Source organism: Sulfurimonas sp. (genome assembly GCF_018698455.1).
Taxonomy (GTDB): Bacteria; Campylobacterota; Campylobacteria; order Campylobacterales; family Sulfurimonadaceae; genus Sulfurimonas.
Window position 1 is genome coordinate 1 of the sequence record NZ_JABIOQ010000033.1, and the last position, 24,254, is coordinate 24,254.

General features: G+C 35.1%; 18 protein-coding genes and 5 tRNA genes. 1 reads left to right on the forward strand and 22 read right to left on the reverse strand.

What is annotated here, in order from left to right:
• From fusA to HOG88_RS04710, 21 genes are all read right to left on the reverse strand, one after another.
• The coding region (gene fusA, locus HOG88_RS04610) for an elongation factor G (protein ID WP_295003704.1) at positions 1 to 1,656 on the reverse strand (1,656 nt) is incomplete at its 3' end.
• Between the two features lie 131 nt (positions 1,657 to 1,787).
• The gene (gene rpsG, locus HOG88_RS04615; RefSeq protein ID WP_295003706.1) at positions 1,788 to 2,255 is read right to left on the reverse strand and encodes a 30S ribosomal protein S7; all 468 of its coding nucleotides are present in this window, start codon (positions 2,253 to 2,255) and stop codon (positions 1,788 to 1,790) included.
• Between the two features lie 107 nt (positions 2,256 to 2,362).
• Positions 2,363 to 2,737 (reverse strand): 30S ribosomal protein S12, encoded by a 375-nt coding sequence (gene rpsL, locus HOG88_RS04620; protein WP_295003708.1) that lies wholly within the window; start codon positions 2,735 to 2,737, stop codon positions 2,363 to 2,365.
• A gap of 193 nt (positions 2,738 to 2,930) precedes the next feature.
• On the reverse strand, positions 2,931 to 7,451 hold the full coding sequence (gene rpoC / locus HOG88_RS04625) for a DNA-directed RNA polymerase subunit beta' (RefSeq protein ID WP_295003709.1): 4,521 nt from the start codon (positions 7,449 to 7,451) through the stop codon (positions 2,931 to 2,933).
• Entirely contained in the window at positions 7,444 to 11,592 is a 4,149-nt protein-coding gene (rpoB, locus tag HOG88_RS04630) for a DNA-directed RNA polymerase subunit beta (RefSeq protein WP_295003711.1), read from the reverse strand. The genes rpoC and rpoB overlap by 8 nt, the downstream gene beginning before the upstream one ends.
• A gap of 185 nt (positions 11,593 to 11,777) precedes the next feature.
• On the reverse strand, positions 11,778 to 12,146 hold the full coding sequence (gene rplL, locus HOG88_RS04635) for a 50S ribosomal protein L7/L12 (protein WP_295003713.1): 369 nt from the start codon (positions 12,144 to 12,146) through the stop codon (positions 11,778 to 11,780).
• A gap of 57 nt (positions 12,147 to 12,203) precedes the next feature.
• Positions 12,204 to 12,686, reverse strand: a complete 483-nt coding sequence (gene rplJ, locus HOG88_RS04640; RefSeq protein ID WP_295003715.1) for a 50S ribosomal protein L10 — start codon at positions 12,684 to 12,686, stop codon at positions 12,204 to 12,206.
• A gap of 199 nt (positions 12,687 to 12,885) precedes the next feature.
• Positions 12,886 to 13,581, reverse strand: a complete 696-nt coding sequence (rplA, locus tag HOG88_RS04645; protein WP_295003717.1) for a 50S ribosomal protein L1 — start codon at positions 13,579 to 13,581, stop codon at positions 12,886 to 12,888.
• Positions 13,582 to 13,663: 82 nt separating this feature from the next.
• Positions 13,664 to 14,089, reverse strand: coding sequence for a 50S ribosomal protein L11 (gene rplK / locus HOG88_RS04650; protein WP_295003719.1), 426 nt, complete (start codon positions 14,087 to 14,089; stop codon positions 13,664 to 13,666).
• Between the two features lie 91 nt (positions 14,090 to 14,180).
• On the reverse strand, positions 14,181 to 14,708 hold the full coding sequence (nusG, locus tag HOG88_RS04655) for a transcription termination/antitermination protein NusG (RefSeq protein ID WP_295003721.1): 528 nt from the start codon (positions 14,706 to 14,708) through the stop codon (positions 14,181 to 14,183).
• Between the two features lie 9 nt (positions 14,709 to 14,717).
• Positions 14,718 to 14,897, reverse strand: a complete 180-nt coding sequence (secE, locus tag HOG88_RS04660) for a preprotein translocase subunit SecE (protein WP_295003723.1) — start codon at positions 14,895 to 14,897, stop codon at positions 14,718 to 14,720.
• A 69-nt stretch (positions 14,898 to 14,966) separates the two neighbouring features.
• A tRNA-Trp gene (locus HOG88_RS04665) sits at positions 14,967 to 15,042 on the reverse strand.
• Between the two features lie 54 nt (positions 15,043 to 15,096).
• On the reverse strand, positions 15,097 to 15,249 hold the full coding sequence (rpmG, locus tag HOG88_RS04670) for a 50S ribosomal protein L33 (protein ID WP_295003725.1): 153 nt from the start codon (positions 15,247 to 15,249) through the stop codon (positions 15,097 to 15,099).
• A 44-nt stretch (positions 15,250 to 15,293) separates the two neighbouring features.
• A complete protein-coding gene (gene tuf / locus HOG88_RS04675) occupies positions 15,294 to 16,493 on the reverse strand; it encodes an elongation factor Tu (RefSeq protein WP_295003727.1) in 1,200 nt (399 codons plus the stop codon).
• A gap of 103 nt (positions 16,494 to 16,596) precedes the next feature.
• Positions 16,597 to 16,671 (reverse strand) — tRNA-Thr (locus HOG88_RS04680).
• A gap of 154 nt (positions 16,672 to 16,825) precedes the next feature.
• Positions 16,826 to 16,901: transfer RNA gene (locus HOG88_RS04685), tRNA-Gly, on the reverse strand.
• 11 nt (positions 16,902 to 16,912) lie between these two features.
• Positions 16,913 to 16,997, reverse strand: a tRNA-Tyr gene (locus tag HOG88_RS04690).
• Positions 16,998 to 17,061: 64 nt separating this feature from the next.
• Positions 17,062 to 17,138, reverse strand: a tRNA-Thr gene (locus tag HOG88_RS04695).
• Between the two features lie 55 nt (positions 17,139 to 17,193).
• On the reverse strand, positions 17,194 to 19,113 hold the full coding sequence (locus HOG88_RS04700; RefSeq protein WP_295003728.1) for an HD domain-containing phosphohydrolase: 1,920 nt from the start codon (positions 19,111 to 19,113) through the stop codon (positions 17,194 to 17,196).
• Positions 19,114 to 19,124: 11 nt separating this feature from the next.
• The gene (locus HOG88_RS04705) at positions 19,125 to 21,170 is read right to left on the reverse strand and encodes an adenylate/guanylate cyclase domain-containing protein (RefSeq protein ID WP_295003730.1); all 2,046 of its coding nucleotides are present in this window, start codon (positions 21,168 to 21,170) and stop codon (positions 19,125 to 19,127) included.
• A 4-nt stretch (positions 21,171 to 21,174) separates the two neighbouring features.
• Positions 21,175 to 21,873 carry a FecR domain-containing protein gene (locus tag HOG88_RS04710; protein ID WP_295003732.1) on the reverse strand — a complete coding sequence of 233 codons (699 nt, stop codon included), beginning with the start codon at positions 21,871 to 21,873 and terminating at the stop codon, positions 21,175 to 21,177.
• 84 nt (positions 21,874 to 21,957) lie between these two features.
• On the opposite strand from HOG88_RS04710, the gene HOG88_RS04715 reads away from it, so the two are divergent.
• Entirely contained in the window at positions 21,958 to 22,683 is a 726-nt protein-coding gene (locus tag HOG88_RS04715) for a YaaA family protein (RefSeq protein ID WP_295003734.1), read from the forward strand.
• Between the two features lie 58 nt (positions 22,684 to 22,741).
• Here the strand turns inward: HOG88_RS04715 and HOG88_RS04720 are convergent.
• The coding region (locus HOG88_RS04720) for a hypothetical protein (protein WP_295003736.1) at positions 22,742 to 24,254 on the reverse strand (1,513 nt) is incomplete at its 5' end.

Genomic DNA, 24,254 nt, shown 5'->3' on the forward strand with positions numbered 1-24,254 from the left:
TGCTTCTTCACAACCTTTTCTAACTGCTGGAATAAATTCTTTAGGAACAGATCCACCTTTAATAGCATCATGGAAAACATAACCTGTATCAGGCTCACCTGGTTTAACAGTAAGATAAACATGACCAAATTGACCACGACCACCTGATTGCTTTGCATACTTATACTCTTGGTTAACTTCTTTTTTGATAGACTCACGGTAAGAAACTTGTGGAGCACCAACTTCAGCTTCAACAGCGAATTCTCTTTTCATTCTATCTACAAGAATTTCAAGGTGTAACTCACCCATTCCAGAAATAATAGTCTGACCAGTCTCTTCGTCAGTGTTAACACGGAAAGATGGATCTTCAGCAGCAAGTTTACTTAAAGCGATACCCATTTTTTCTTGGTCAGCTTTAGTTTTAGGCTCAACCGCAACAGAAATAACTGGAGCTGGGAAGTCCATTCTTTCAAGAACAACTTTCACATCACCTTGACATAAAGTATCACCAGTAGTTGTAGCTTTAAGACCAACAACAGCACCGATTTCACCTGCATAGATTTCTTTTACTTCTTCACGTTTGATAGCATGCATCTTAACGATACGACCAACTCTCTCTTTTTTATCTTTAGTAGAGTTATGAACGAATGAACCTGATTCTAAAGAACCACGGTAAACACGGATAAAAGTAAGAACACCAACAAATGGATCTGTCATAATCTTAAATGCAAGTGCCGCGAAGTCACCCTCGTCAGTTGATGGAACAGCTATTTCAACTTCTTCATCATCCATAAGAGTACCCATGATTGCTTCTGACTCAATCGGTGAAGGTAAGTAAGCAACAACACAATCAAGTAAAGTTTGAACACCTTTGTTTTTAAATGCAGTACCTGGAGTCATTGGAACAACAGCCATACCAAGAGTAGCAGCTTTTATAGCAGCTTTAACTTCGTCTTCTGTAAAGTCTCCACCATCTAAGAATTTTTCAGCAAAGTCGTCATTACCTTCAACTTCTGCAAGACTTTCCATCATTTTTTCTCTGTACTCTTCAGAAATTTCTGCTAAAGAATCACGAATATCTTGAATATGGTAATTAGAACCCATTTCAGCATCAGCATCCCATACAATTTCTTTCATCGTTACCAAGTCAACAACACCCTCAAATTCAGCTTCAGCACCAATAGGTAACTGAATAGGCATTGGGTTACCTTTAAGTCTTTCTTTAATTTGACGCTCAACTTCGTAGAAATCAGCACCAGTTCTGTCCATCTTGTTAACAAAAACAATTGAAGGAACCTTATAACGGTTACGTTGTCTCCAAACTGTTTCTGATTGAGGCTGAACACCACCAACAGCACAGAATACTGAAACAGCACCATCAAGAACACGCATAGAACGCTCAACTTCAATAGTAAAGTCAACGTGACCCGGAGTATCTATAATGTTAATTTGCTTACCATCCCACTCACAAGTAGTTGCAGCAGAAGTAATAGTAATACCACGCTCTTGCTCTTGTTCCATCCAGTCCATAGTAGCAGCACCATCATGAACCTCACCGATTTTATGCTCAACACCAGTGTAGAATAAAATTCTTTCTGTTGTTGTTGTTTTACCTGCATCGATGTGTGCAGCAATACCGATATTTCTTACGTCGTTAAGTTTGTGACTTCTTGCCATAGTTTAGTACCTTGTTTAATTAGTTGAGAGATAAGCTCTTTTATAAATAAAAATTGTTTACTTACAAAAGAGCTGTCAATGTTATGTTGCTAATGGGATAAAATCCCATTAAGCGATTTAGAAAAGAGTGATTACCAACGGTAATGAGCAAATGCTTTGTTAGCTTCTGCCATTTTATAAGTATCTTCTTTTTTCTTGAATGCTGAACCTTTATCAGATGAAGCATCCATGAACTCGTTAGCTAATCTCTCAGCCATAGTTCTTTCGTTTCTCTTACGAGCTGCGTCTATTAACCATCTGAGTGCTAAAGACTGTTGACGTACCGGGCGTACTTCTACTGGAACTTGATAAGTAGCACCACCAACACGGCGACTTTTTACTTCAATAATTGGTTTAACATTTTCAATAGCTTCGTTAAACGTATCTATACCAGTTTTTTCACCACGAGAGCTAATGATATCCATTGCACTGTAGATAATTTTTTCTGCTATTGACTTTTTACCGTCTAACATTACTTTATTTATAAATTTCGTCAGCATTTTGCTTCCATAAACTGGATCTGGCATAACTGGACGAGTGGGAGCTTTTCTTCTTCTCATATTTGAGTATCCTTATTCTTCAATTTTTTCAAATTTACTCAAAATCAATCACTAAAGATTAATCCTGTAGCTATTGAACTTAATTATGTTAAAAAAACAGTCTTAAACTATTTTTTTGGACGCTTTGTACCATATTTAGATCTTGCAACCATACGGCCAGCAACACCAGCAGTATCAAGAGCACCACGAACGATATGGTATTTAACACCAGGTAAATCTTTAATACGCCCACCACGTACAAGTACGATTGAGTGTTCTTGAAGGTTATGACCTTCACCACCGATATATGAGATAACCTCAAAACCAGATGTTAATCTAACTTTTGCAACTTTTCTTAAAGCCGAGTTAGGTTTTTTTGGTGTAGTCGTATAAACACGAGTACATACACCACGACGCTGTGGACATGAAACAAGAGCAGGTGATTTTGATTTCTTAATCACACGTTTACGCTCATTACGAATCAGTTGATTGATTGTTGGCATACAATTCCTTTTTTACTTAATTTTTCCAGTAGAATTTAATTCTCTTCTATTGTATAGACTATATTATATAGAGAATTATAGACACGAGATAATACAGAAACTTGAATTAAAGTTAGCTTATTTTAAGGATTTATTAAGAGAAAGAGGATTTAAGAAGCGAGTTTATACTCACTTCTTAAAAAAGAATGATTTATTAATCTTCTTCTGATTCGAAAACAACTTGTTGATCTTTATATATACCAGTTCCAACAGGAATAGTACGACCAATAATAACATTTTCTTTAAGATTTGTTAAATTATCAACTTTAGCAGATACAGCAGCTTCTGTTAATACCTTAGTCGTATCTTGGAATGATGCAGCTGAGATAATACTATCAGCAGATACAGCAGCTCTTGTAATACCAACCAAGAATGGTTCAGCAATCGCAGGACGACCACCAAGTTTTATTATTTTTACATTTTCTGCAGCAAACTTAGATTTAGAAATAAGATCTCCCTCTATAAACTTTGTATCTCCAGATTTAACAATTTTAATCTGACGAAGCATTTGAGTAAAGATAACTTCAATATGCTTATCAGCAATGTTAACCCCTTGAGAACGGTACACTTGCTGTACTTCAGATACTAGGTAATTATAAAGTGCTTTTACACCCATAATACGTAATAGTTCATGAGAAGATAAAATACCAGTTGTTAAACGCTCACCGGCATGAACAAAGTCACCAACGCTAACAACAGCTTCATGAGATTTATCTACAAAATACTCTTTAACAATTCCATTTTCAGAGTTACTAACAACTACTCTTACTTTACCACGAAGCATTTTACCAAAACTAACTGTACCATCTATCTCTGATATTAGTGCAGTAGCTTTTGGACGACGGCCTTCAAAAAGTTCAGATACACGTGGAAGACCACCCGTAATGTCTGATGACTTTTGAAGTGCTTTTGGTGTTTTAGCAATAATATCTGCTACTTTAACAGTTGCACCATCAGCAATAAAGATAGAAGACTTAGGCTCAATTGAATAACGTAATAGCTCACCATCATCAGTTGCTAAAATAATTGTTGGCTTATACTCTGAAGAAATATGATCATTGATCATAAGACGTGTTTTACCAGTAAGCTCATCAAGTTGCTCACTTGCAGTAGTTCCTACAATAATATCTTCATACTGTACAGTACCACTTGCTTCTGAGATAATTGGATTTGAATATGGATCCCATTCAGCTATAACAACTGATTCATCAGAAGATGGCTTTGCAATAAGTGTACTTGCATCTACAATTTCATTATCATCAGCAACAATTACTGAGCCACGTGCGATATAGTGACGAATTGCTTCACGATTATTTGCATCTACTACAGTTGCAAAAAGACCTTTTTCTGTTACTTCGTATCCTGATTTAACACCATCGTGTCTCTCTAAATAATCACCTTTAAGCAAGAAGTACTTAACAGTACCCTCTTCCTTAGCAAGAATTTTCTGAGTTACAGGTGCACCATTCTCAACTAAAATTTCAGATGCATATGGAATACGAGATGGAACATTCCAACCATCTTTAATTGTCTCAACAATAGATTCATCTTCTACGACTTTTGTTCCATTTACATAAGGAAAGTAGTATTTACCTTCTATTTGTCCACTTACACCAGCAAGTTCATTTGGTTTAGCTATTTCATTCTTACGAAGAGAATAACGCACAGTATCTTTTTTACCTGTAACCGTTACAACAACTTCATCATGAACAGTAAGAATTTCTACTGTACCAGCAAATGGAGCTTTAATTTTAGGTTCAACTAAAAGTACCGCTGCATTTCTTCTGTTTGCAACAATGTTTTTTCCATCTTTAGACTCATAAGTTTTAAGGTTATAATAACGGATGAAACCTTCACGTGATGCTATAACTTGACGTTCTTGAGCAGTAGAACTCGCAGTTCCACCAACGTGGAATGTACGAAGTGTAAGTTGTGTACCAGGCTCACCAATTGACTGAGCTGAAACAATTCCAATCGCTTCACCAGCACGAACTACATGACCAGTTGCAAGGTTAGTACCATAACATAATGCACAAACACCTTCATCACTTTTACATGTAGTAGGTGTTCTTATGTGTGCTGTTTTAATTCCAGCTTCAGCAATAACTTTTGCAGATACTTCATCAAGAAGCGTACCCTCGGCAAAAAGTATTTCATTTGAAATTGGATCTATAACATCATCAGCTAAAACACGACCAAAAAGTCTGTCTTCTAAAGACTCAATAAGAGTATTTTGATCAGATATATCTGAAATCTCAATACCTTCATGAGTATGACAGTCATGCTCAACAATCTTAACATTTTGTGCAACATCAACAAGCTTACGAGTTAGGTAACCCGCATTCGCTGTTTTAAGTGCTGTATCGGCAAGACCTTTACGAGCACCGTGAGTTGAAATGAAGTACTCAATTACATTAAGTCCCTCTTTAAAGTTAGAGATAATTGGAGTTTCAATAATATCACCAGATGGTTTAGCCATAAGACCACGCATACCAGCAAGCTGACGAATCTGTGCCGCTGAACCACGAGCACCAGAATCAGCCATCATATGAATAGAGTTAAAACCATCTTTATCAGTTTCAACTAGTTCCATCATTTCAGATGCCAGAGTATTGTTTGTATCAGTCCAAACATCAATAATCTTATTGTAACGCTCTTGTTCAGTTAAAAGACCAGCTTCAAATTGCTTTTGAATTTCAATTACTTTCGCTTTTGATTCAGCAATTTTACCCGCTTTCATTTCTGGTATACGGATATCATCAGCAGAGATAGAAACACCAGATTCAGTTGCATGCTTGAAACCTAAATCTTTAAGACGATCAAGGAAACCAGAAGTAACACCAATACCACCATGCTTTTGAACATAATCAACAATCTCATTAATAGCTTTTTTCTTCATAACTCTGTTCCATAATTCAGCAGGAACAAAGTCAGGTAAAATCGCTTTTATTAGTAAACGTCCTGCAGTTGTATGAATAAGACGACCATCAATACGTGTTCTTACTTTCGCATGTAAATCAAGTGCTTTATGCTCTAGTGCAATATTAATCTCGTCAACATTACCAAATAATTTATTTGATCCCTTAACACCATTTTTCTCTAAAGAAATATAGTAGATACCAAGAACCATATCTTGTGAAGGTGTAGCTATCGCCTTACCTGATGCTGGAAGCATAATGTTCATAGATGCAAGCATAAGTACTTTACACTCAGCAATAGCTGCTGAAGATAAAGGTACGTGAACAGCCATCTGGTCGCCATCAAAATCGGCATTAAATGCAGCACAAACTAGAGGGTGAAGCTGAATAGCTTTTCCATCAATTAGTTTAGGGTGAAATGCTTGAATAGAAAGCTTGTGAAGTGTTGGTGCACGGTTAAGCATAACAGGATAACCATCAACAATCTCAGCTAGACATTCCCAAACTTCGTTTGTTTTATCTTCAATCATTTTCTTAGCAGCTTTAACAGTAGTTGCATAACCTTTATCTTCAAGTTTAGCAATCAAATGTGGCTTAAATAGCTCAAGAGCCATTTTCTTAGGTAATCCACACTCGTCCATATTTAAAGATGGTCCAACAACAATTACTGAACGTCCTGAGAAGTCAACACGCTTACCAAGTAAGTTCTGACGGAAACGTCCTTGCTTACCTTTAATGATTTCACTAAGTGACTTAAGTGGACGCTTATTAGCACCTTTAACTGCGTTTGCACGGCGACCATTATCAAAAAGTGCATCAACAGACTCTTGTAACATACGTTTTTCATTACGTACAATAATCTCTGGAGCTTCTAGTTCAACTAAACGCTTTAAACGCTGGTTACGGTTTATGACACGACGGTATAAATCATTTACGTCAGAAACAGCAAATTTACCACCATCAAGTGAAACAAGTGGACGTAAATCTGGTGGAAGAACTGGTAAAACAGTTAACATCATCCAAGCAGGGTTATTACCACTATTTAAAAATGACTCAATAACTTTAAGACGTTTGTTAATAGTTTTCTTTTTAGCTTCACTTTTTGTCTCACCTAGTGCTTCTTTAAGAGTAGTAAAAAGATCAACTAAGTCAATAGAATCAAGTAGATCACGAATAACTTCTCCACCCATACGAGCTTTAAAGCCTAATGCATCAAAACGCTGTACTAAAGTTCTGTACTGCTCTTCATTTAAAACATCATACTGAAGTACTGGTGTCTTAGATTCTGCGTCATAATATGACTCTCCACCTGATTCAACGATGTAAGCTTCATAATAAAGTACACGTTCAAGGTCTTTCATCTTGATACCTAAAAGAGTACCAATACGAGAAGGTAATGAACTAACATACCAGATATGTGCAACAGGAGTTACAAGTTCGATGTGACCCATACGAGTACGACGAACTTTAGTAGATGTTACTTCAACACCACATTTCTCACATACCACACCCTTATAACGCATCTTTTTGTATTTACCACAAAGACACTCATAGTCTCTTACAGGTCCAAAAATTTTGGCACAAAAAAGTCCATCACGTTCAGGCTTAAGTGTACGGTAGTTAATAGTTTCAGGTTTTTTAACCTCACCATTTGACCAAGACATAACCTTTTCAGGTGATGCAAGGCGAAATTGCAGTTGTTTTATATCTTTAGGTCTATTATCTTCAGTTACTTCTACAGGTACTAATTTACTCATCGTCTTCAACCTCGTCTAAAATCTCTACATCAAGTGCAAGTGCTTGAAGTTCTTTTGTTAATACAAATAGTGTCTCAGGAATACCAGATGCTGGTACTAATTCACCTTTTGTAATTGCTTTATAAGCACGAACACGACCATCAACATCATCGGATTTGATAGTTAACATCTCTCTAAGTACGGCAGATGCACCATAAGCTTCAAGAGCCCATACTTCCATCTCTCCAAATCTTTGACCACCAAATAGTGCTTTACCACCAACCGGTTGTTGAGTTACTAAAGAGTATGGTCCAGTTGAACGAGCATGAATCTTTTCATCAACCAAGTGATGTAGTTTAAGTATGTACATAAAACCAACATTTACACGCTCTTTGATTTGCTCACCAGTTTTACCGTCAAAAAGTACAGTTTTACCATCAACAGCCATGTTTGCAAGTTTGTAAAGTTTTTCAAATTCTACTGCATTTACACCTTCAAAAATAGGAGTAGCGAATCTAACCCCACCTTTAGCCCAGTCTCTTGCATATCTTAAGAAAACTTCGTCATTCATATCACCAATAACTTTTACTGCATTCATCATTCCTGCAACATCGGCTATCTCTATCATTTTAGAACGTAAGGTATCGATATAGTCTTTTTGTTTAGTATCAAATTGCTCTTGAATTTGGTTACCAAGTTCACGTCCTGCCATACCAAGGTGCATTTCTAGAATCTGACCGATATTCATACGAGAAGGTACACCTAGTGGATTAAGACATACGTCAACTGAACGTCCATCTTCCATATAAGGCATATCAACTTCAGGAACTATTATAGAAACAATACCTTTGTTACCGTGACGACCAGCCATTTTATCACCAACTTTAAGTTGACGCTTAGTAGCTATGTAAATCTTCACATACTTAACAACACCATTTGGAAGGATGTCATCTTTTTCTAAAATCGTAAGTTTTTCTTCATGCTCATCTCTAAATACACGCTTCTGCTTTTGGAAGTGATTTTTAGTCTTAGTGTACTCATCTTGAATCGCTTCAGAAAAAGATTTCACAATAGCATTCATAGCAAAACGGTTTACTTCAGCGATATCCGCACCATTAATAGTGTCACCCGCTTTATACTCAGTTTCACCAATCTTAATATCGTTACTTAATGCTTCACGAGTTAAAAGTTTAGTTATTCTTAACATTTCTTCTTTATCTATCATAAGAAGTCTGTCGTAGTGCTCACGCTCTAAGTAATCTCTTTCTTCTTTCTCAAGTGCTAATGCACACGCATCTTTGTCATAACCTTTTTTTGTAAATACTTTTATATCAACAACTACACCTTCCATAGATGGAGGACAGTAAAGAGATTTATTTACAACATGTCCAGCTTTTTCACCAAAAATTGCACGAAGTAGACGTTCTTCTGGAGTTGGTTTAACTTCACCTTTTGGAGAAACCTTACCAACTAAAATCATACCACCACTAACAGTTGTACCAATTTTAATTATTCCAGAGTCATCAAGGTGTGCTAATTCATCATCACGAACATTCGGAATGTCACGAGTGATCTCTTCAACACCATGCTTTAGTTCACGAGCTTCTACTTCTTTTTCATAAATATGAACAGAAGTAAATTGATCTTTACGAATCATGCGCTCTGAGATAACAATAGCATCCTCAAAGTTATAACCATTCCATGGCATAAAAGCAACCATAGCATTAACACCAAGTGCTAGTTCACCTTGATCCATATTTGGACCATCAGCAATCACTTGTCCCTTAGTAACAATATCACCAACATTAACTATTGGTTTTTGAGTAAACGAAGTATTTTGATTCGTTCTTAAGTTCTTTTGTAATGGATAATAGTCTATATAGATCTCTCCATCTTCTTCACCCATTACATAAATGTGTTTTCCATCAACTTTTTCTATCTTTCCAGCACGTTCAGCTTTTATACATTCCCAAGCATCACGAGCAACAAGTTTCTCAACTCCAGTTCCAACCATTGGTGAATTAACACGTAAAAGAGGTACTGCTTGACGTTGCATATTTGAACCCATTAGTGCACGATTGGCATCATCATGCTCAAGGAAAGGAATAAGTGAAGCGGCTACACCAACAACCATGTGAGATGAAAGGTCAGCATACTTACATTCAGTAGGACTTTGTAATAAAATTTCACCATCTTGACGGATAGAAATTAAATCTTCTATAAACTGATTATCACCATCAACTTTATTTGAAGCGGCTGCAATTTTAACACCCTCTTCTTGAGTTGCAGTAAGATAAACAACTTCTGAAGTTATTTTCCCATCTTTCATTACTTTATAAGGTGCTTCAATAAAACCATGCTCATTTACTTTAGAGTAAGTTGCAAGAGTATTAATAAGACCAATATTTTGACCCTCTGGAGTCTCAATTGGACAGATTCTTCCGTAGTGAGTTGGGTGAACATCACGTACTTCAAATCCAGCTCTTTCTTTAACAAGACCACCCTCACCAAGAGCCGATAAACGACGCTTGTGAGTTACTTCTGAGAGAGGATTTGTTTGATCCATAAATTGTGAAAGTTGTCCACCAGAGAAGAACTCCATAATTGTTGAAGTAATCATCTTAGAGTTAATCAAATCATGAGGCATAAGCTCTTGCATTGGACCACTCATAGTAGAAAGCTTGTCACGAATAGCTTTTTGCATCTTCACGAGACCATTATGTAGTTCATTACCAAGTAATTCACCGATTGAACGAATACGACGATTTCCAAGGTGATCTCTATCATCAATATGACCTTGACCATTTCTAACTTTTATAACATACTTCACAGATTTAATGATATCTTCATGTGTTAATACAGTTATGTATTCAGGAATATTCATTCCAAGTTTATGATTCATTTTCATACGACCGACTTTTGTCAGGTCATAGCGTTCTGGATCAAAGAAAAGTTGATTTACAAATGCTTTTGCAGCATCTTTTGTTACAGGTTCACCTGGACGCATAACTTTGTAAATACGAATTGCAGATAAATCATTTTCGTCTTCAATATCTTCAGTTTGCTTAAGAAGCTTTAATGAATCAGAATCAGCATTAAATGCATTAATAATTGAACCATCTACACCATCTGCTAAATCATTAGCAATTTTAAATTCGCTTACACCAATTTGAGCCATCTTTTTAAGTTTTGTCTCATCAATATGAGTCATAGTATCAAAAAGAATTTCTCCAGTTTCTGGATCGATAATAGCTTCAGCTAAATAACGGTCAATAAGAGTCTCTAAAGGATAAGAAACTTCTGTTAACCCATCATCAATAAATTTCTGTGCTTTCTTAGCAGATAATCTTTTTCCTGAAGGTACAAGAATTTTACCATCAATATCAAGTAAATCATAAGAAAGTCTAGAAGCATAATCTTTAGGATTAAATGCCATTGAGAACTTATTATCAGAAATTGATATAGTCTGTATAGGATAAAATAATTTTAATATATCTTGTTTAGAGTAACCTAAAGCACGGAACATAATTGTTACAGGCACTTTACGGCGTTTGTTAATTCTCATATAAAGGATATCTTTAGGATCATACTCAAAATATAACCACGAACCACGATCAGGAATAATTTGACCAGTATGGATCATTTTATTTCCAGCTGTAGTAGATTGTTCTTTTTTGAAAATAACACCTGGTGAACGGTGTAATTGATTTACAACAACACGTTCTACACCATTAATAATAAATGATGTTCTATCAGTCATAAGAGGGATATCACGAACAAAAATATTTTGTTCTTTGATATCTTTTACACCAAGTTTTTCTTTAGTATTTTCATCTCTATCCCATAGTACAAGACGAGTTTTCATTCTAAGACTAACAGCATAAGTAAGACCACGTTCCATACATTCACGAACAGTGTACTTAGGGTTAGCAACTTCACTTCCAATGTACTCAACAGTTAGTCTGTTTTGAATGTCATGAATAGGGAATGCAGATTGAAAAACTTTTTCAATACCACTTGCTGATCTATCTTTTGCATGTAACATTAAAAATGTGTCATATGAACTTTGCTGAAGTTGAAGTAAATTTGGTACTTCTATTTCTTGAGGAGTTTTAGAGAAGTCTACACGAAGACGATTTCCGGAATATAAAGTGTTTAACATTGGCTAACCTCGATAATTAATTGTATCTATTCAGGCGTCCCTGAACGATTTTTTGAGGCTCTTTTAAGAGCATAATTTTTATAGTGCTTATAAACGACATAAGGGCACTTTTACAAAAGGACATAATCCCATTGTAAAAGCGCCCAAAAATGAGGGACAAGCCCTCATAATAAGTAGTTAAGTAATTACTTAACTTCTACAGTTGCACCAGCTTCTTCTAAAGCAGCTTTTGCTTCATCAGCAGCATCTTTATCTACACCCTCTTTGATTGTAGATGGTAAACCTTCACAAGCTTCTTTAGCTTCTTTAAGTCCTAAACCAGTAAGAGCACGAACAGCTTTAATAACACCAATTTTCTTAGCACCAACATCTGTAAGTATAACATCAAACTCAGTCTTTTCAGCAGCAGCTTCACCAGCTACAGCTCCACCAGCAACAGCAACAGGTTGTGCAGATACTTGAAACTTTTCTTCGAATTCTTTTACTAGCTCAGAAAGCTCAAGAACAGATAAACCAGAGATAAATTCTAATACGTCTTCTTTAGTAACAGCCATAATGACTCCTATATAATTATTTTATTTTAAGTGCTATGCACTGTTTAGAAGTGAAGACTAAGCTTCTTCTTCTAATTTCTTTCTAAGAGCATCGATTCCAACTGCCATATTCGTAATTGGAGCCATCCAAGTAGCAGCAAGCATACCTAGTAACTCATCACGACCTGGAAGCTTAGCGAATGCTTCGATTTTAGCTTTGTCTGCAGGTTCTTTATCTAGATAACCGGCTTTAATAACAAATTTCTCATTTGATTTAGCGAAATCAGCAGCAACTTTAGATGCACTAATAACGTCATTAGACCAAATAAAAATATTTGTATTTTTAATTTCAATACCTGACATATCAGCATTTTTCAATGCGATAGCAGCTAATGAATTTTTTACAACCTGAACACTTGTGTCTTTAGCTTTCGCTGATGTACGTAACGATTCAAGGTCACTAACAGTTAAACCTTTGTAGTCACATATAACAACAGCTGTTGTATCAGCAAATGCAGTTGTTAATTCTGCAATAACTTCAGCTTTTTTTGACTTTAACATATAATTCTCCTTTCCAGACATAACTTCAAGAGGGGCGAGAAAGGCTCGATTAAGCTCACTACCAACATGGCATATACCCCCAACTATCTTTAGTCCAAGTAATTTCAGATTTTTAAAATAAAAATCTTTACTTTAAGATATAGAAATATCTTAAAATAAAAATCTTGCTTCAAACATAGGAAAAATCCTATGAGAAGTTTTAACCTTTTATATCAGCTAGTTCTAATACATCAAGTTTAACAGCAGGACTCATAGTTAAACTAAGAGCAGCATTGTGAATATAACGACCTTTTGCAGAAGCTGGTTTTTGCTTATTAATAGCAATCATAATTGACTTGAAGTTCTCAGCAATTTGCTCAGCAGTAAAACTTGCTTTACCTATACCTGCATGGATGTTACCTTTTTTGTCAACTCTAAAGTTAACTTGGCCACCTTTTACATTTTTAACAGCAGTTGCAACATCTGGAGTTACAGTACCTGTTTTAGGGTTTGGCATCATACCTTTTGGCCCTAGAATACGACCAATTTGTCCAACAAGTCCCATACAATCTGGTGCAGCAACTACTACATCAAAATTGAAGATTCCAGCTTTAACGTCAGCAACTAAATCGTCAGTACCAACGATATCAGCACCAGCAGCTTTTGCTTCATCAGCTTTAACACCTTTTGCAAATACAGCAACACGAACAGTTTTACCTGTACCGTGTGGAAGAACAATCGCACCACGAACCATTTGGTCAGCATGACGAGGATCAACATTCAAGTTCATTGCAATTTCAACAGTTTCGTCAAATTTCGCACTTATAAGTTCTTTTACTTTTGAAGCAGCATCAGCTACTCCGTATGCTTTATCAGCATCAATTTTTTCTACTAATTGTTTATATCTTTTACTCATAACAAATCTCCATATTAATTCTGCCACATAGTTTTAAATCACTGTGGTCGATGATTTGTGTAGATAAATACCTTAGAAGGAATTAGTCTACTATATCAATACCCATTGAACGAGCAGTACCAGCTAAAGTATTAGCAGCCATTTCTTTATCATCAGTATTTAAGTCAGCAATTTTTGCATCAACAACTTCCATAAGTTGTGCACGAGTAATTTTTCCAACTTTATTTTTAAGTGGATTATCCGTACCTTTCTTAAGGTTTGCTGCTTTCATTAAAAGAGCAGATGCTGGTGGTTGCTTAGTGATAAAAGAAAAACTTCTATCTGTATAAACAGTGATTATAACAGGAACTTTGAATCCCATCTTATCTTTTGTTTTTTCGTTGAATGCTTTTGTGAATTCCATGATATTTACACCACGTTGTCCTAGAGCTGGTCCTACTGGTGGAGCCGGGTTAGCTTTTCCAGCATCTATGTGTAACTTGATATAGTCCATTACTTTTTTTGCCATGTTATTTCCTTTTTGTTTAATTTAATTTTAACTGCGCTAAGTTTAAACTTCATTTTAAAGTCTAAATTTAGCCCAGTGAAACCTAGTTGAACTAGATTATTTTCTCAACTTGTGTATAAGAGATATCTACAGGTGTAGCTCTTCCAAAAATCGATACATTTAGTTTAAGCGTTCCATGTTCTAAGTCATACTCATCAACACTTCCTGTAAAGTTAGCAAAAGGACCATCAATAATACGAACAGTTTCACCATTATCAAAAAATACTTTTGGCTTAGGAGCAGCACGGTTATTTACACGATCTAAGATAACATTAATATCATGTTCGCTTAACGGTGTTGGAATATTTGACTCACCAATAAATCCAGATACTTTTGGAATAGATTGGATAAGGTGCTGTATTTCAGTATTTAACTCAAGTTTTGCAAAAACATACCCTGAGTATAAAGAACGTTCAGTAACTTTTTTATTTCCGTCTTTTACTTCAATTACATCTTCCGTAGGAACGATTACTTCAGTAATAACTTCTTGAAGGCCCATTTCTTCAATCATATTAAAAATCGCATCTCTTACTAATCTATCACTACCATAAGTCTGTATTGAGTACCATTGCTGTGCCATAATTATTCCTTAACCTAAAATCGTCGACATAATTGATGACATAGATAAATCAACTAATGCTAAAAATGCAGCTATTGCGGCAACAACTATAATAACAGAGATATATGCTTGCTTAACTTGTCCAGTTGTTGGAAAGATAACTTTGTCTAACTCTAATCTTGCGTTTCTTATATGTTTGTTTAAAGCCATTATACATTCCATTATTTTAAATATCATCTAATATAAATAAAACTCTAAAGGTTTATTTATATTAAATGGTGGCAGGCGCAGGGGGACTCGAACCCGCAACACCCGGATTTGGAATCCGGTGCTCTACCATTGGAGCTATGCGCCTATAAAAGAACTAAAATAAATTAGTTCAAAATCTCAAAAAAAAGAGAAACTGTAATTACAGTTTCATCTCTTTATGTTCAGTATGCTCACGACACCATTTACAGTATTTACGTACTGAAAATTTTTCTGTATGAGTCTTTTTGTTCTTTGTTGTGTGATAATTACGTCTTGTACATTTCTCACAACCTAAGTGAATCGCTTCTCTCATTATATATTACCTTTAAAAGGATTTTGCAAATTAGCCGAAGCTAATTATGCAAGAATCTCTGCAACAACACCAGCACCAACAGTTCTTCCACCCTCACGGATAGCGAAATTAGTACCTTTTTCCATTGCAATTGGGTGAATTAACTCAGCAGTAATACTTACGTTATCACCTGGCATAACCATCTCTGTACCTTCTGGTAAAGTGATTGCACCTGTAACATCAGTAGTACGAACGTAAAACTGAGGACGGTAACCGTTAAAGAATGGAGTATGACGTCCACCTTCATCTTTACTTAGAACATAGATTTCTGCAGTAAATTTAGTGTGAGGAGTAATAGTACCTGGCTTACATAGTACTTGACCACGTTCAACATCGTCTTTACCAATACCACGAACTAGAACACCACAGTTATCACCAGCAAGAGCTTGATCCATTTCTTTACGGAACATTTCTATACCAGTAACAGTAGTTTTTTGAGTATCACGGATACCAATAATTTCTATTTCTTCACCAATCTTAACTGTACCACGTTCAACACGGCCAGTAACAACTGTTCCACGACCAGAGATAGAGAAAACATCTTCAACAGGCATTAAGAAATCTTTATCAGTTTCACGAACTGGCTCAGGAATGTACTCGTCAACAGTTTTCATAAGTTCTTGAATCTTTACAGACCATTCACCTAAATTACCAGATTTAGCTTCTTCAAGAGCTTTAAGAGCTGAACCAGCTGTGATTGGAGTATCATCACCTGGGAAGTCGTATAGGTCAAGAAGTTCACGAATTTCCATCTCTACTAGTTCCATTAGTTCTTCATCGTCAACCATGTCTTCTTTGTTCATGAAAACAACTAGGTAAGGAACACCAACTTGCTTAGAAAGAAGAATGTGCTCGCGAGTTTGTGGCATTGGGCCATCCGCTGCAGAAACAACAAGAATAGCACCATCCATTTGAGCAGCACCAGTAATCATGTTTTTAACATAATCGGCGTGACCTGGACAATCAACGTGCGCATAGTGACGTGCATCTGTCTCATACTCAACGTGTGAAGTAGCGATAGTGATACCGCGCTCTCTTTCTTCTGGTGCATTATCGATTGCATCGTAATCCATAAGTGCTGCACCGTTTGTTACTGCTAATACTGCAGTAATTGCTGCTGTTAATGTTGTTTTACCGTGGTCAACATGTCCAATAGTACCGATGTTAACATGCGGTTTATTACGTTCAAACTTTTCTTTTGCCATAGTGTTCTCCTACTTTATATTGTGAATTGAAATGGAATTATATCCAAAAATCATTCAATTATTGCTTAAATAAATATAAGCTTCATATTATAATCAGCTATGGTGGTGCTGACGGTGGGATTTGAACCCACGGCCTCTTACTTACCAAGCAAGTGCTCTACCCCTGAGCCACGACAGCACATAGAGCTATATAAGCAATAATTGAATAATTCTTTTTTGTAATATTAGTTTTTAGTGTGATTAGATTACTATATTGGTACTTATTGTATATATAGTTGTATGAAGTAAGGTAAAAATTGTACTTCAGCTTCCAGATGTTTTTTACTAATTTATGGAGCGGGTGAAGGGATTCGAACCCTCGACAGCCTGCTTGGAAGGCAGGAACTCTAGCCACTGAGTTACACCCGCATGTCTATTAGTGGTGGTGAGGATAGGAGTCGAACCTATGAACCCGTAGGGAGCGGATTTACAGTCCGCCGTCGTTGGCCACTTGACTACCTCACCACATTTATATATAAAGAATTATATCTTATCTGGTCCAACACTGTTTCTAATATTCAAATTTCAATGGTGCTGACACGAGGATTTGAACCCCGGGCCTGTTGATTACAAATCAACTGCTCTAGCCAACTGAGCTATGTCAGCATCGAAATTGAGTCAGAATTATAGGGTAAATCAAAACTATTGTCAAGGCTATTTGCTAAAACTTTATAAAATCACCATCTTTTAGTATTATTGGCTCCCATTTTCCTTTATATTCCTCTATCTCAGCTATTATTTTAAATAAGAACATTGGTTTAATATGATTAATGTATAAATCTATATCATCTCTTTTTAACTTTTTTAACTTCTCAAAAAGTATTTTTGGTGTTAAATGTTTAGAGACTATCGCTAAACTTTCCATTTCTGATGGAAACGAACACTCTATAACCATTGAATTAATTGATTTATCATCTTCAACTTCAGCTATCAAACTACTTAAAGAATAGGTATCGGCCGTAATAATAACTGCAGTACTATTTTTTTTGTAAATATATCCACAACTATCTACCGTATGATCGGTTGGGAATGCCTTTATGGATGAAGTATCATCTAATGGATACTCTTTACCTATTTCTATTATAGTATACTTTAAAGCCATCTCTGACGAGTTATCTAATGCTATCTTCGAAAAATCTGGCCAAATTAAATTATTTAGATAATGTTTCCTGATAGTTTCAATAGTTTCAGGTAATCCAATAATATTCAATGTTTTAGTTCTTAAAGAAAAATAGTTATCAAGTATATAAGCAATATCTGCTATATGGTCTAAGTGTGAGTGTGTTATCCATATATTTTCAATGAATGAACACTCTTCATCTAAGGCTTCAAGTAAATTACCTGCATCTATTACATTTATTTTATCAAGAGCGAAAGAACTTGTTCCAAAGCCTTTTGCTTTTGTTCCGTATGCACCAAGAATACTTATAGACTCGCTTGTATCTTCTTCTAGTTCCACCTCTTTGTATTCATCTTTAAACTCATCTCTGACTTCATAAATTTTATCTAGGTTTTCAAAAAAAAGATCAGTAAGTTTTGGATCAAAATGCTTAGCTCTTTGCTCTTTAAAAAGTTCTAAGATTCTCTCTGGTGTCCAAGCTTTTTTATATACTCTATCTGATCCTAATGCATCATATACATCAGCAATAGCCGTAATACGACCATATATATGAATGTCCTCTCCACTTTTTTTGTTTGGATACCCTGAACCATCCCATTTTTCATGATGCTCATATGCAACAATAGCTGCTGCTTTTAATAATGGCCTTTGGGAATTCTTTATCATACTGTATCCTAACTCAGCATGTGTGTCCATAACTCGTCTTTCTTGAGCATTAAATCTACCAGGCTTATTTAAGATAGAGTCAGGAATAGCAACTTTCCCGATATCATGCATGGGACTAGCCTGCTTTAGCAGTTCTGCCTCTTCTGCTGATAGGCCATATGCAAGAGCAAGTATTTTAGAGTACTCTGCTACACGTCTAACATGATTACCAGTCTCTTTACTCCTGCTCTCTGCTACTGCTCCCATTGTAAAGACAACCTCTCTTTGTGTCTCTTCAACTTCTTGTGACAGCTTCATCGCGATAAGAGTCTCTGCTGCATATGTACTAGCAAGCATTAACCTTTGCATATCTCGGTTATCAAAGTTCCCTTTATTACTTTGATTATTCATAACTTGAAAAGCTCCAATGATTTCTTCATCATGCCCAAACATTGGAATTACCAGCATACTTTTTGTAGCATATCCTGTCTGCTTATCGATTTCAGGATTAAACCTATCATCTTCATAAACATTGTCAATGATTATTTTCTTTTTATTCTTAATTGATGAACCAACAATTCCAGAATAAATTGGGATCTCTAAATGTTCAATTCCGTGAGCCACTTTTGTCCAGATAGTTTTTTTATCATCACTTACAACCCATACGGTACACCTATCTGAGCTTGTAAGTGCCTTCCCCATATTTGCTAATACACTTATAATTTCATCATGTGCTCGTAAAGAGGACACATCTGTTAAATAAATAAATACCAACTCTAAAATTTCATTTGCGCCTAGGCTTTTTACATTCTTCATTCTTTTTAACCTTATTTTGTTTTCATGATATTGACACCCCACGGGTGTTTTTCTTCAATTCTTGTAATAAAATATTTTGATGGATTATCATCATACTTCTCAACTAAAGTCTCAAAAAGTTTTAAGGCAGTGTCTAAGTCGCCGTTTATATAAATATCTAAAGCATCTGTATATAACTTTTGTATTGTCTTAGATTCCTCACTAAATGCCATCAATTCATACAAAAGTACAGCTTGATCTTTCCCTTTAACTTTGACTGGTTCTATCTTTCTATATATAAAATCTTTACTAATTTTTTGCACTGTAAATTCTGTTATTAATATATTCACACCGTAGTTTTTTGTCAAGCTTTCTACTCTAGATGCAAGGTTTACACCATCTCCGATGACTGTATAGTTAAATCTACTATCAGAGCCCATATTCCCGACAACTACTTCCGCTGTGTTTATACCTATTCCTATATAAATAGAAGGTATATTTTCTTTATTGAGTTCGATATTTAATTCGTCTAATTTCACTATCATCTCTAGTGCTGATTTACAAGCAGCATCAGCATGATCTTTCACATCAACTGGTGCATTATAAAATGCCATAACTGCATCACCTATATATTTATCCAGCATTCCATGATTGTCCATAACAACATTAGTCATAGGAGTAAAGTATCTATTTAAAAGTGTAATAAGGCTTATGGGGTCCATAGACTCTGAAATAGTCGTAAACCCACGTATATCACTAAAGAGCATACTAAGTTCTTTTCTCTCACCACCTAGAGATAAAGCCTTTGGATTTTCTATTAGTTGATCCAGCAAATCACCTGATAAGTAAGAAGAAAAAGCACCTCGTATAAACTTACCACTTCTTTCTTGAATATTAAATGCAATTGCTTCAACTCCAATGAGGCTAAGAATCAAAGTTATTAAAGGATAAAACATATCTATATACATCATATATTCAACAAATAAATATCGTACATATATATAAAGAATAGTATATATAACAATATTTGCAATCGCTCTATAAACTATCTTTTTAATAAGTAAAACCAAGATAAATGGCATTAAAGCCATCAAAATTACAAGTATTGTACTTATATAGTTAAATTCTTCAATAAGGTGGTCTTGGAGTAAATTTGACATAAAAGTGTAATGAAGTAGTGGTCCAGGGATTGATCCAATTGGTGTACTTACTATATCTCCAGCACCCACTTCTGTTATCCCTAAAATAACTATCTTGTTTTTAAAATATTCTGGCTTTACAACACCTGTTGCAACATCTAAAAATGATATTGTCTTATATTTATTAATATCATAATAATTAAGTCTCACTAAGCCATCGTCAGTCAAACTTATCAATTTATTATTCAATTCTAAATGTTTATTATCTATTCTCTGGATATCTTTATTAAACTTAATTCTTAAGCCTTGAATACCTAGAGAAGGATATAAAATATTTTTAAAATACATAGAAATGGGGTAAGCCCGCAATTTATCATCTTTAGCACGGACTGTACTAAAGCTTCCCGAAAGAGTACAAGCCTCAAGTATTGGAAGTATATTCATTTCTGCAAATGTTGCTGAAGCAAACTTAGGGGCTTCATATTCCATAATTTGAGACTGAAGTAAGTCTAACGATGAATCACCAAGTATTTCTAGTTCATCATCACCTATATTTTGAGTTGCTTTATGTCGTAGAAAGAAACCACATACACTGTTGTTTAGAGATGATATTGATTCAGCGAGCATACTATCTTGTTCTTCTGAGGTAGGTTCAGAAAAAATCATATCCAGAAGAACTACATCAGCTTGAACAAGGTTATCCATACCTATAGCAAGTTTTTCTCTTTTCCATGGCCATCTACCGTATTCATTAACACTGGGTTCGTCAACTGCTACAAAGACAACATCCTTACTTGGATCTTTCTCTTGCACATTAAAATTTACATCATTAAATTTAAGAGAAAAACTCTCTAGCGGATCAACTTTGTAATGCTGCAGTAACAATAAAATTGTCAATATAGGTATAAGTGCTAAAAAGTATAGTAATTTCTCTTTCATAAATTTACTTAGAGTTTATTAGAGCTTCAAAATGAGAAAACTCGTCATCATCCTCTTTGCTCCAAGCATCTTCATTAACACTGTTTTCACCAAATGAGACACGATTTCCTGCTTTGAGGTCAAACTCTTTTGTCTTTATAGGTTCAGCATACTTATTTTGTGCATTTTTAAACTTTTCAAATTCAGACATCTGCCCTTGTGTATAATTATTAAATTCAGCTTCTACTGCTTTTCTATATAAGTTAAATTCTTCTTTTATACTTGTAATTCCAATAAGCCCTTCTTTTAAAGTAACTGAGCCATTTTCTCCAGCATCTACAACAAATGTTGTTCCTTTAATACCTATAATAGCAAAAGGTGTTTTTACCTTCAAAGTATTTTTGGCATTTCGTGATGTTATTTTATAATAAACTTTTCCAGAAGTTTGCTCTGTATCTTGTAGTGATTTAAAATGAACGCTAGAACTAGCATCAAGAACTAAACTCGAACCATCAGATAAGCTAATAACTGCGGATGCTTTTTTAGATGTTGTTATCAAGTCTCCGGCTTTTACATCAAAACCTACATAAACCTTACTCTTCTTAATAGATCCATCACTTTTTACTTTGACTATCCCGCTAATCTTTCCAACATTACCAATGATTCCACTTGCATTCAATAGTGTCATTATAGAAATAAATATAGATACAAAAAATACTTTCATTACTAGCTCCTAGATATAATATTCACCAATTCTATCATTAATATAGGTACATTTAGATAAAATTCATATAAAAGAAGGTTATATATGCTTAAAATACTTTTTTCTCCCTCAGAGGGTAAAGTCAATGGTGGAGATTCTAAAATTAAGGAACTTTTTGGTGCACTTAATGCACGGGATGAAATTTTAAGTGCATACAATAAAATAGTTTTGAGTAAAAATGAAGAAGATATAAAACAGCTTTTTGGATTTAAGAAATTTTCTGAGTGTGAAAAGTATATAGATGATATATTCTCCTCAGCTCTAATGCCTGCAATTGAGAGGTATACAGGTGTCGCTTATGATTATTTAAAATATAATACTTTAGAAATTCCAGCCCAAGAGTACATAAAAAAGAATACCATTATATTTTCCAATCTTTATGGCCCTATCTTTGGTGGGGATACAATAGCTAACTATAAAGTAAAGCAGGGTAATAATATCGGAGAAATTGCGCCTGATAAGTTTTACAAAGAACGATTTTCATACCAACTTGATTTATACCTTGGTGAACATGAAATCTTAGATTTAAGAGCTGGTTACTATGATAAGTTTTATAAAACATCAAAAACATATACAACACTCAAGTTTTTAAAAGATGGAAAAAGTGTATCTCATTGGGCAAAAGCCTACAGAGGGATTGTTTTAAGAGAGGTTGCTAAAAATGATATTAAAAGTATTCAAGAGTTTATGGCACTTGATATTACTGGACTCAAAACAGAGGAGATTAAAGTTGTGAAAAATAAAACAGAAATCATTTACTCTATCACTTAAGCTTTAAAGTATAAAAATTCAGTCCCTTCATTCGAAGGGATACAAAGAGTCTTAGCTATTAAATTCTGTCAAAATAAACCCAATAACTTTCATATCTTTTAACTTCGCTTACCCTGGTAATAGCACTATCAACTTCAGCATCATTCATTGGTGCATATATTTGCCATGTATTGTCTCTAAGTAGCAGTAAGTACTTCAGCTGTTTACCCTTTTGAGTAAGGGAGGCCTCTATCTCTACTGAACTTTGAGTTTTCGTGTTGGACATTAGTATCCATCCACTTGGAAATAGATTCGAGTAATCGTTAAATTCTTCTACATCTTCATCAAATGGGAGTAGTACTGTTGTTCCCGTGGTTGTTTTTACAAGTATTCCCTCAAGAGGATTAAGTGTTGAAAACTTTTGCATTACGTATGCTGGATTAGAATTTATGTCACTATTCCAGTACATCCACTCTCTACCAAACTTCATAACAGCCTCGATGTTTGAATTAACTCCAAATACGGATTCTAAAGTATTGTTTTGGTCACAACTACTCATATTCAATTGAACATCTTCGTCGCATAATGTTTTTGAAGAACCTAAAGACAGATAAGTATAGCCGTCGTTTAATAGCTTTTCTATTTTTGGATTAGCTGAAATCGATCTATATATTTCATTTTTAGCTTCTTTGTTTAAAAGTACATAACTATTTATGGTCCCGTCTTCATCTTTTTTGTACATCTTCTGAGAGCTTGAGTTCACATCTGTAAAGACGAAAGGCATGTCATTGTCTTCAAATAGAATCGATGTTTCTACATTATCCAAAGGAGCATCAAACTTCAACTTACTTGAAGAGTCTGGAACCGTAGTGCTATGAGTGACAATTCCTTCAATATCCTCTATATAGTTTTCTTCGATAATTACATCCGACTCTAAACTGAATCTGTCATATAAAACAATATGCTCGACTCCGAATGCATAGTCGTTGTAGGTTCTCAACTTGTAGAGATTCGAAGGTGTTACTTGAGAAACTACCGAGTCAAACTCCGCTAGCGTTTGTGTTGAAGAGATTACATGATATTGTTGATTTTCTACAGTGACTGTGAACATTTCAGTTACAGTATTATTACCTTCATCGGTCACTTTAATTTCAAACTCAACTATCCCTTCGGCATTTTCATTAGGAGTAATCAGTAAGCTTATTGGAGTACCTGAATAAGAACTTATTGGACCACTAAGATTATTAGTAGTTAATACTGAATTACTCGATGCCAATACTTCAAGATTTAGAATTTGACCTTCAGCATCGTCTACATAAAAGTCTATTGTAAACTCTGGAGAATTCGTTAATTTTGAAATATCCTCTACAATAGTGATTGTTGGAAGTGTGAAATCCGGGTCAACTACTGGCTCTATGTTAATAGTAAATATTTGAGTGGAAATTTTGCCAATTGAATCGCTTACATTGACATCTATACTTACAACTCCGTTAGCATTTGCTACCGAAGTAATGGTTACTATGTTTCCAATTACCGAAACCGTCGCTATAGTCTCGTCGTTTGAAAGAGCGTTATAAGTCAGAGTATCTCCA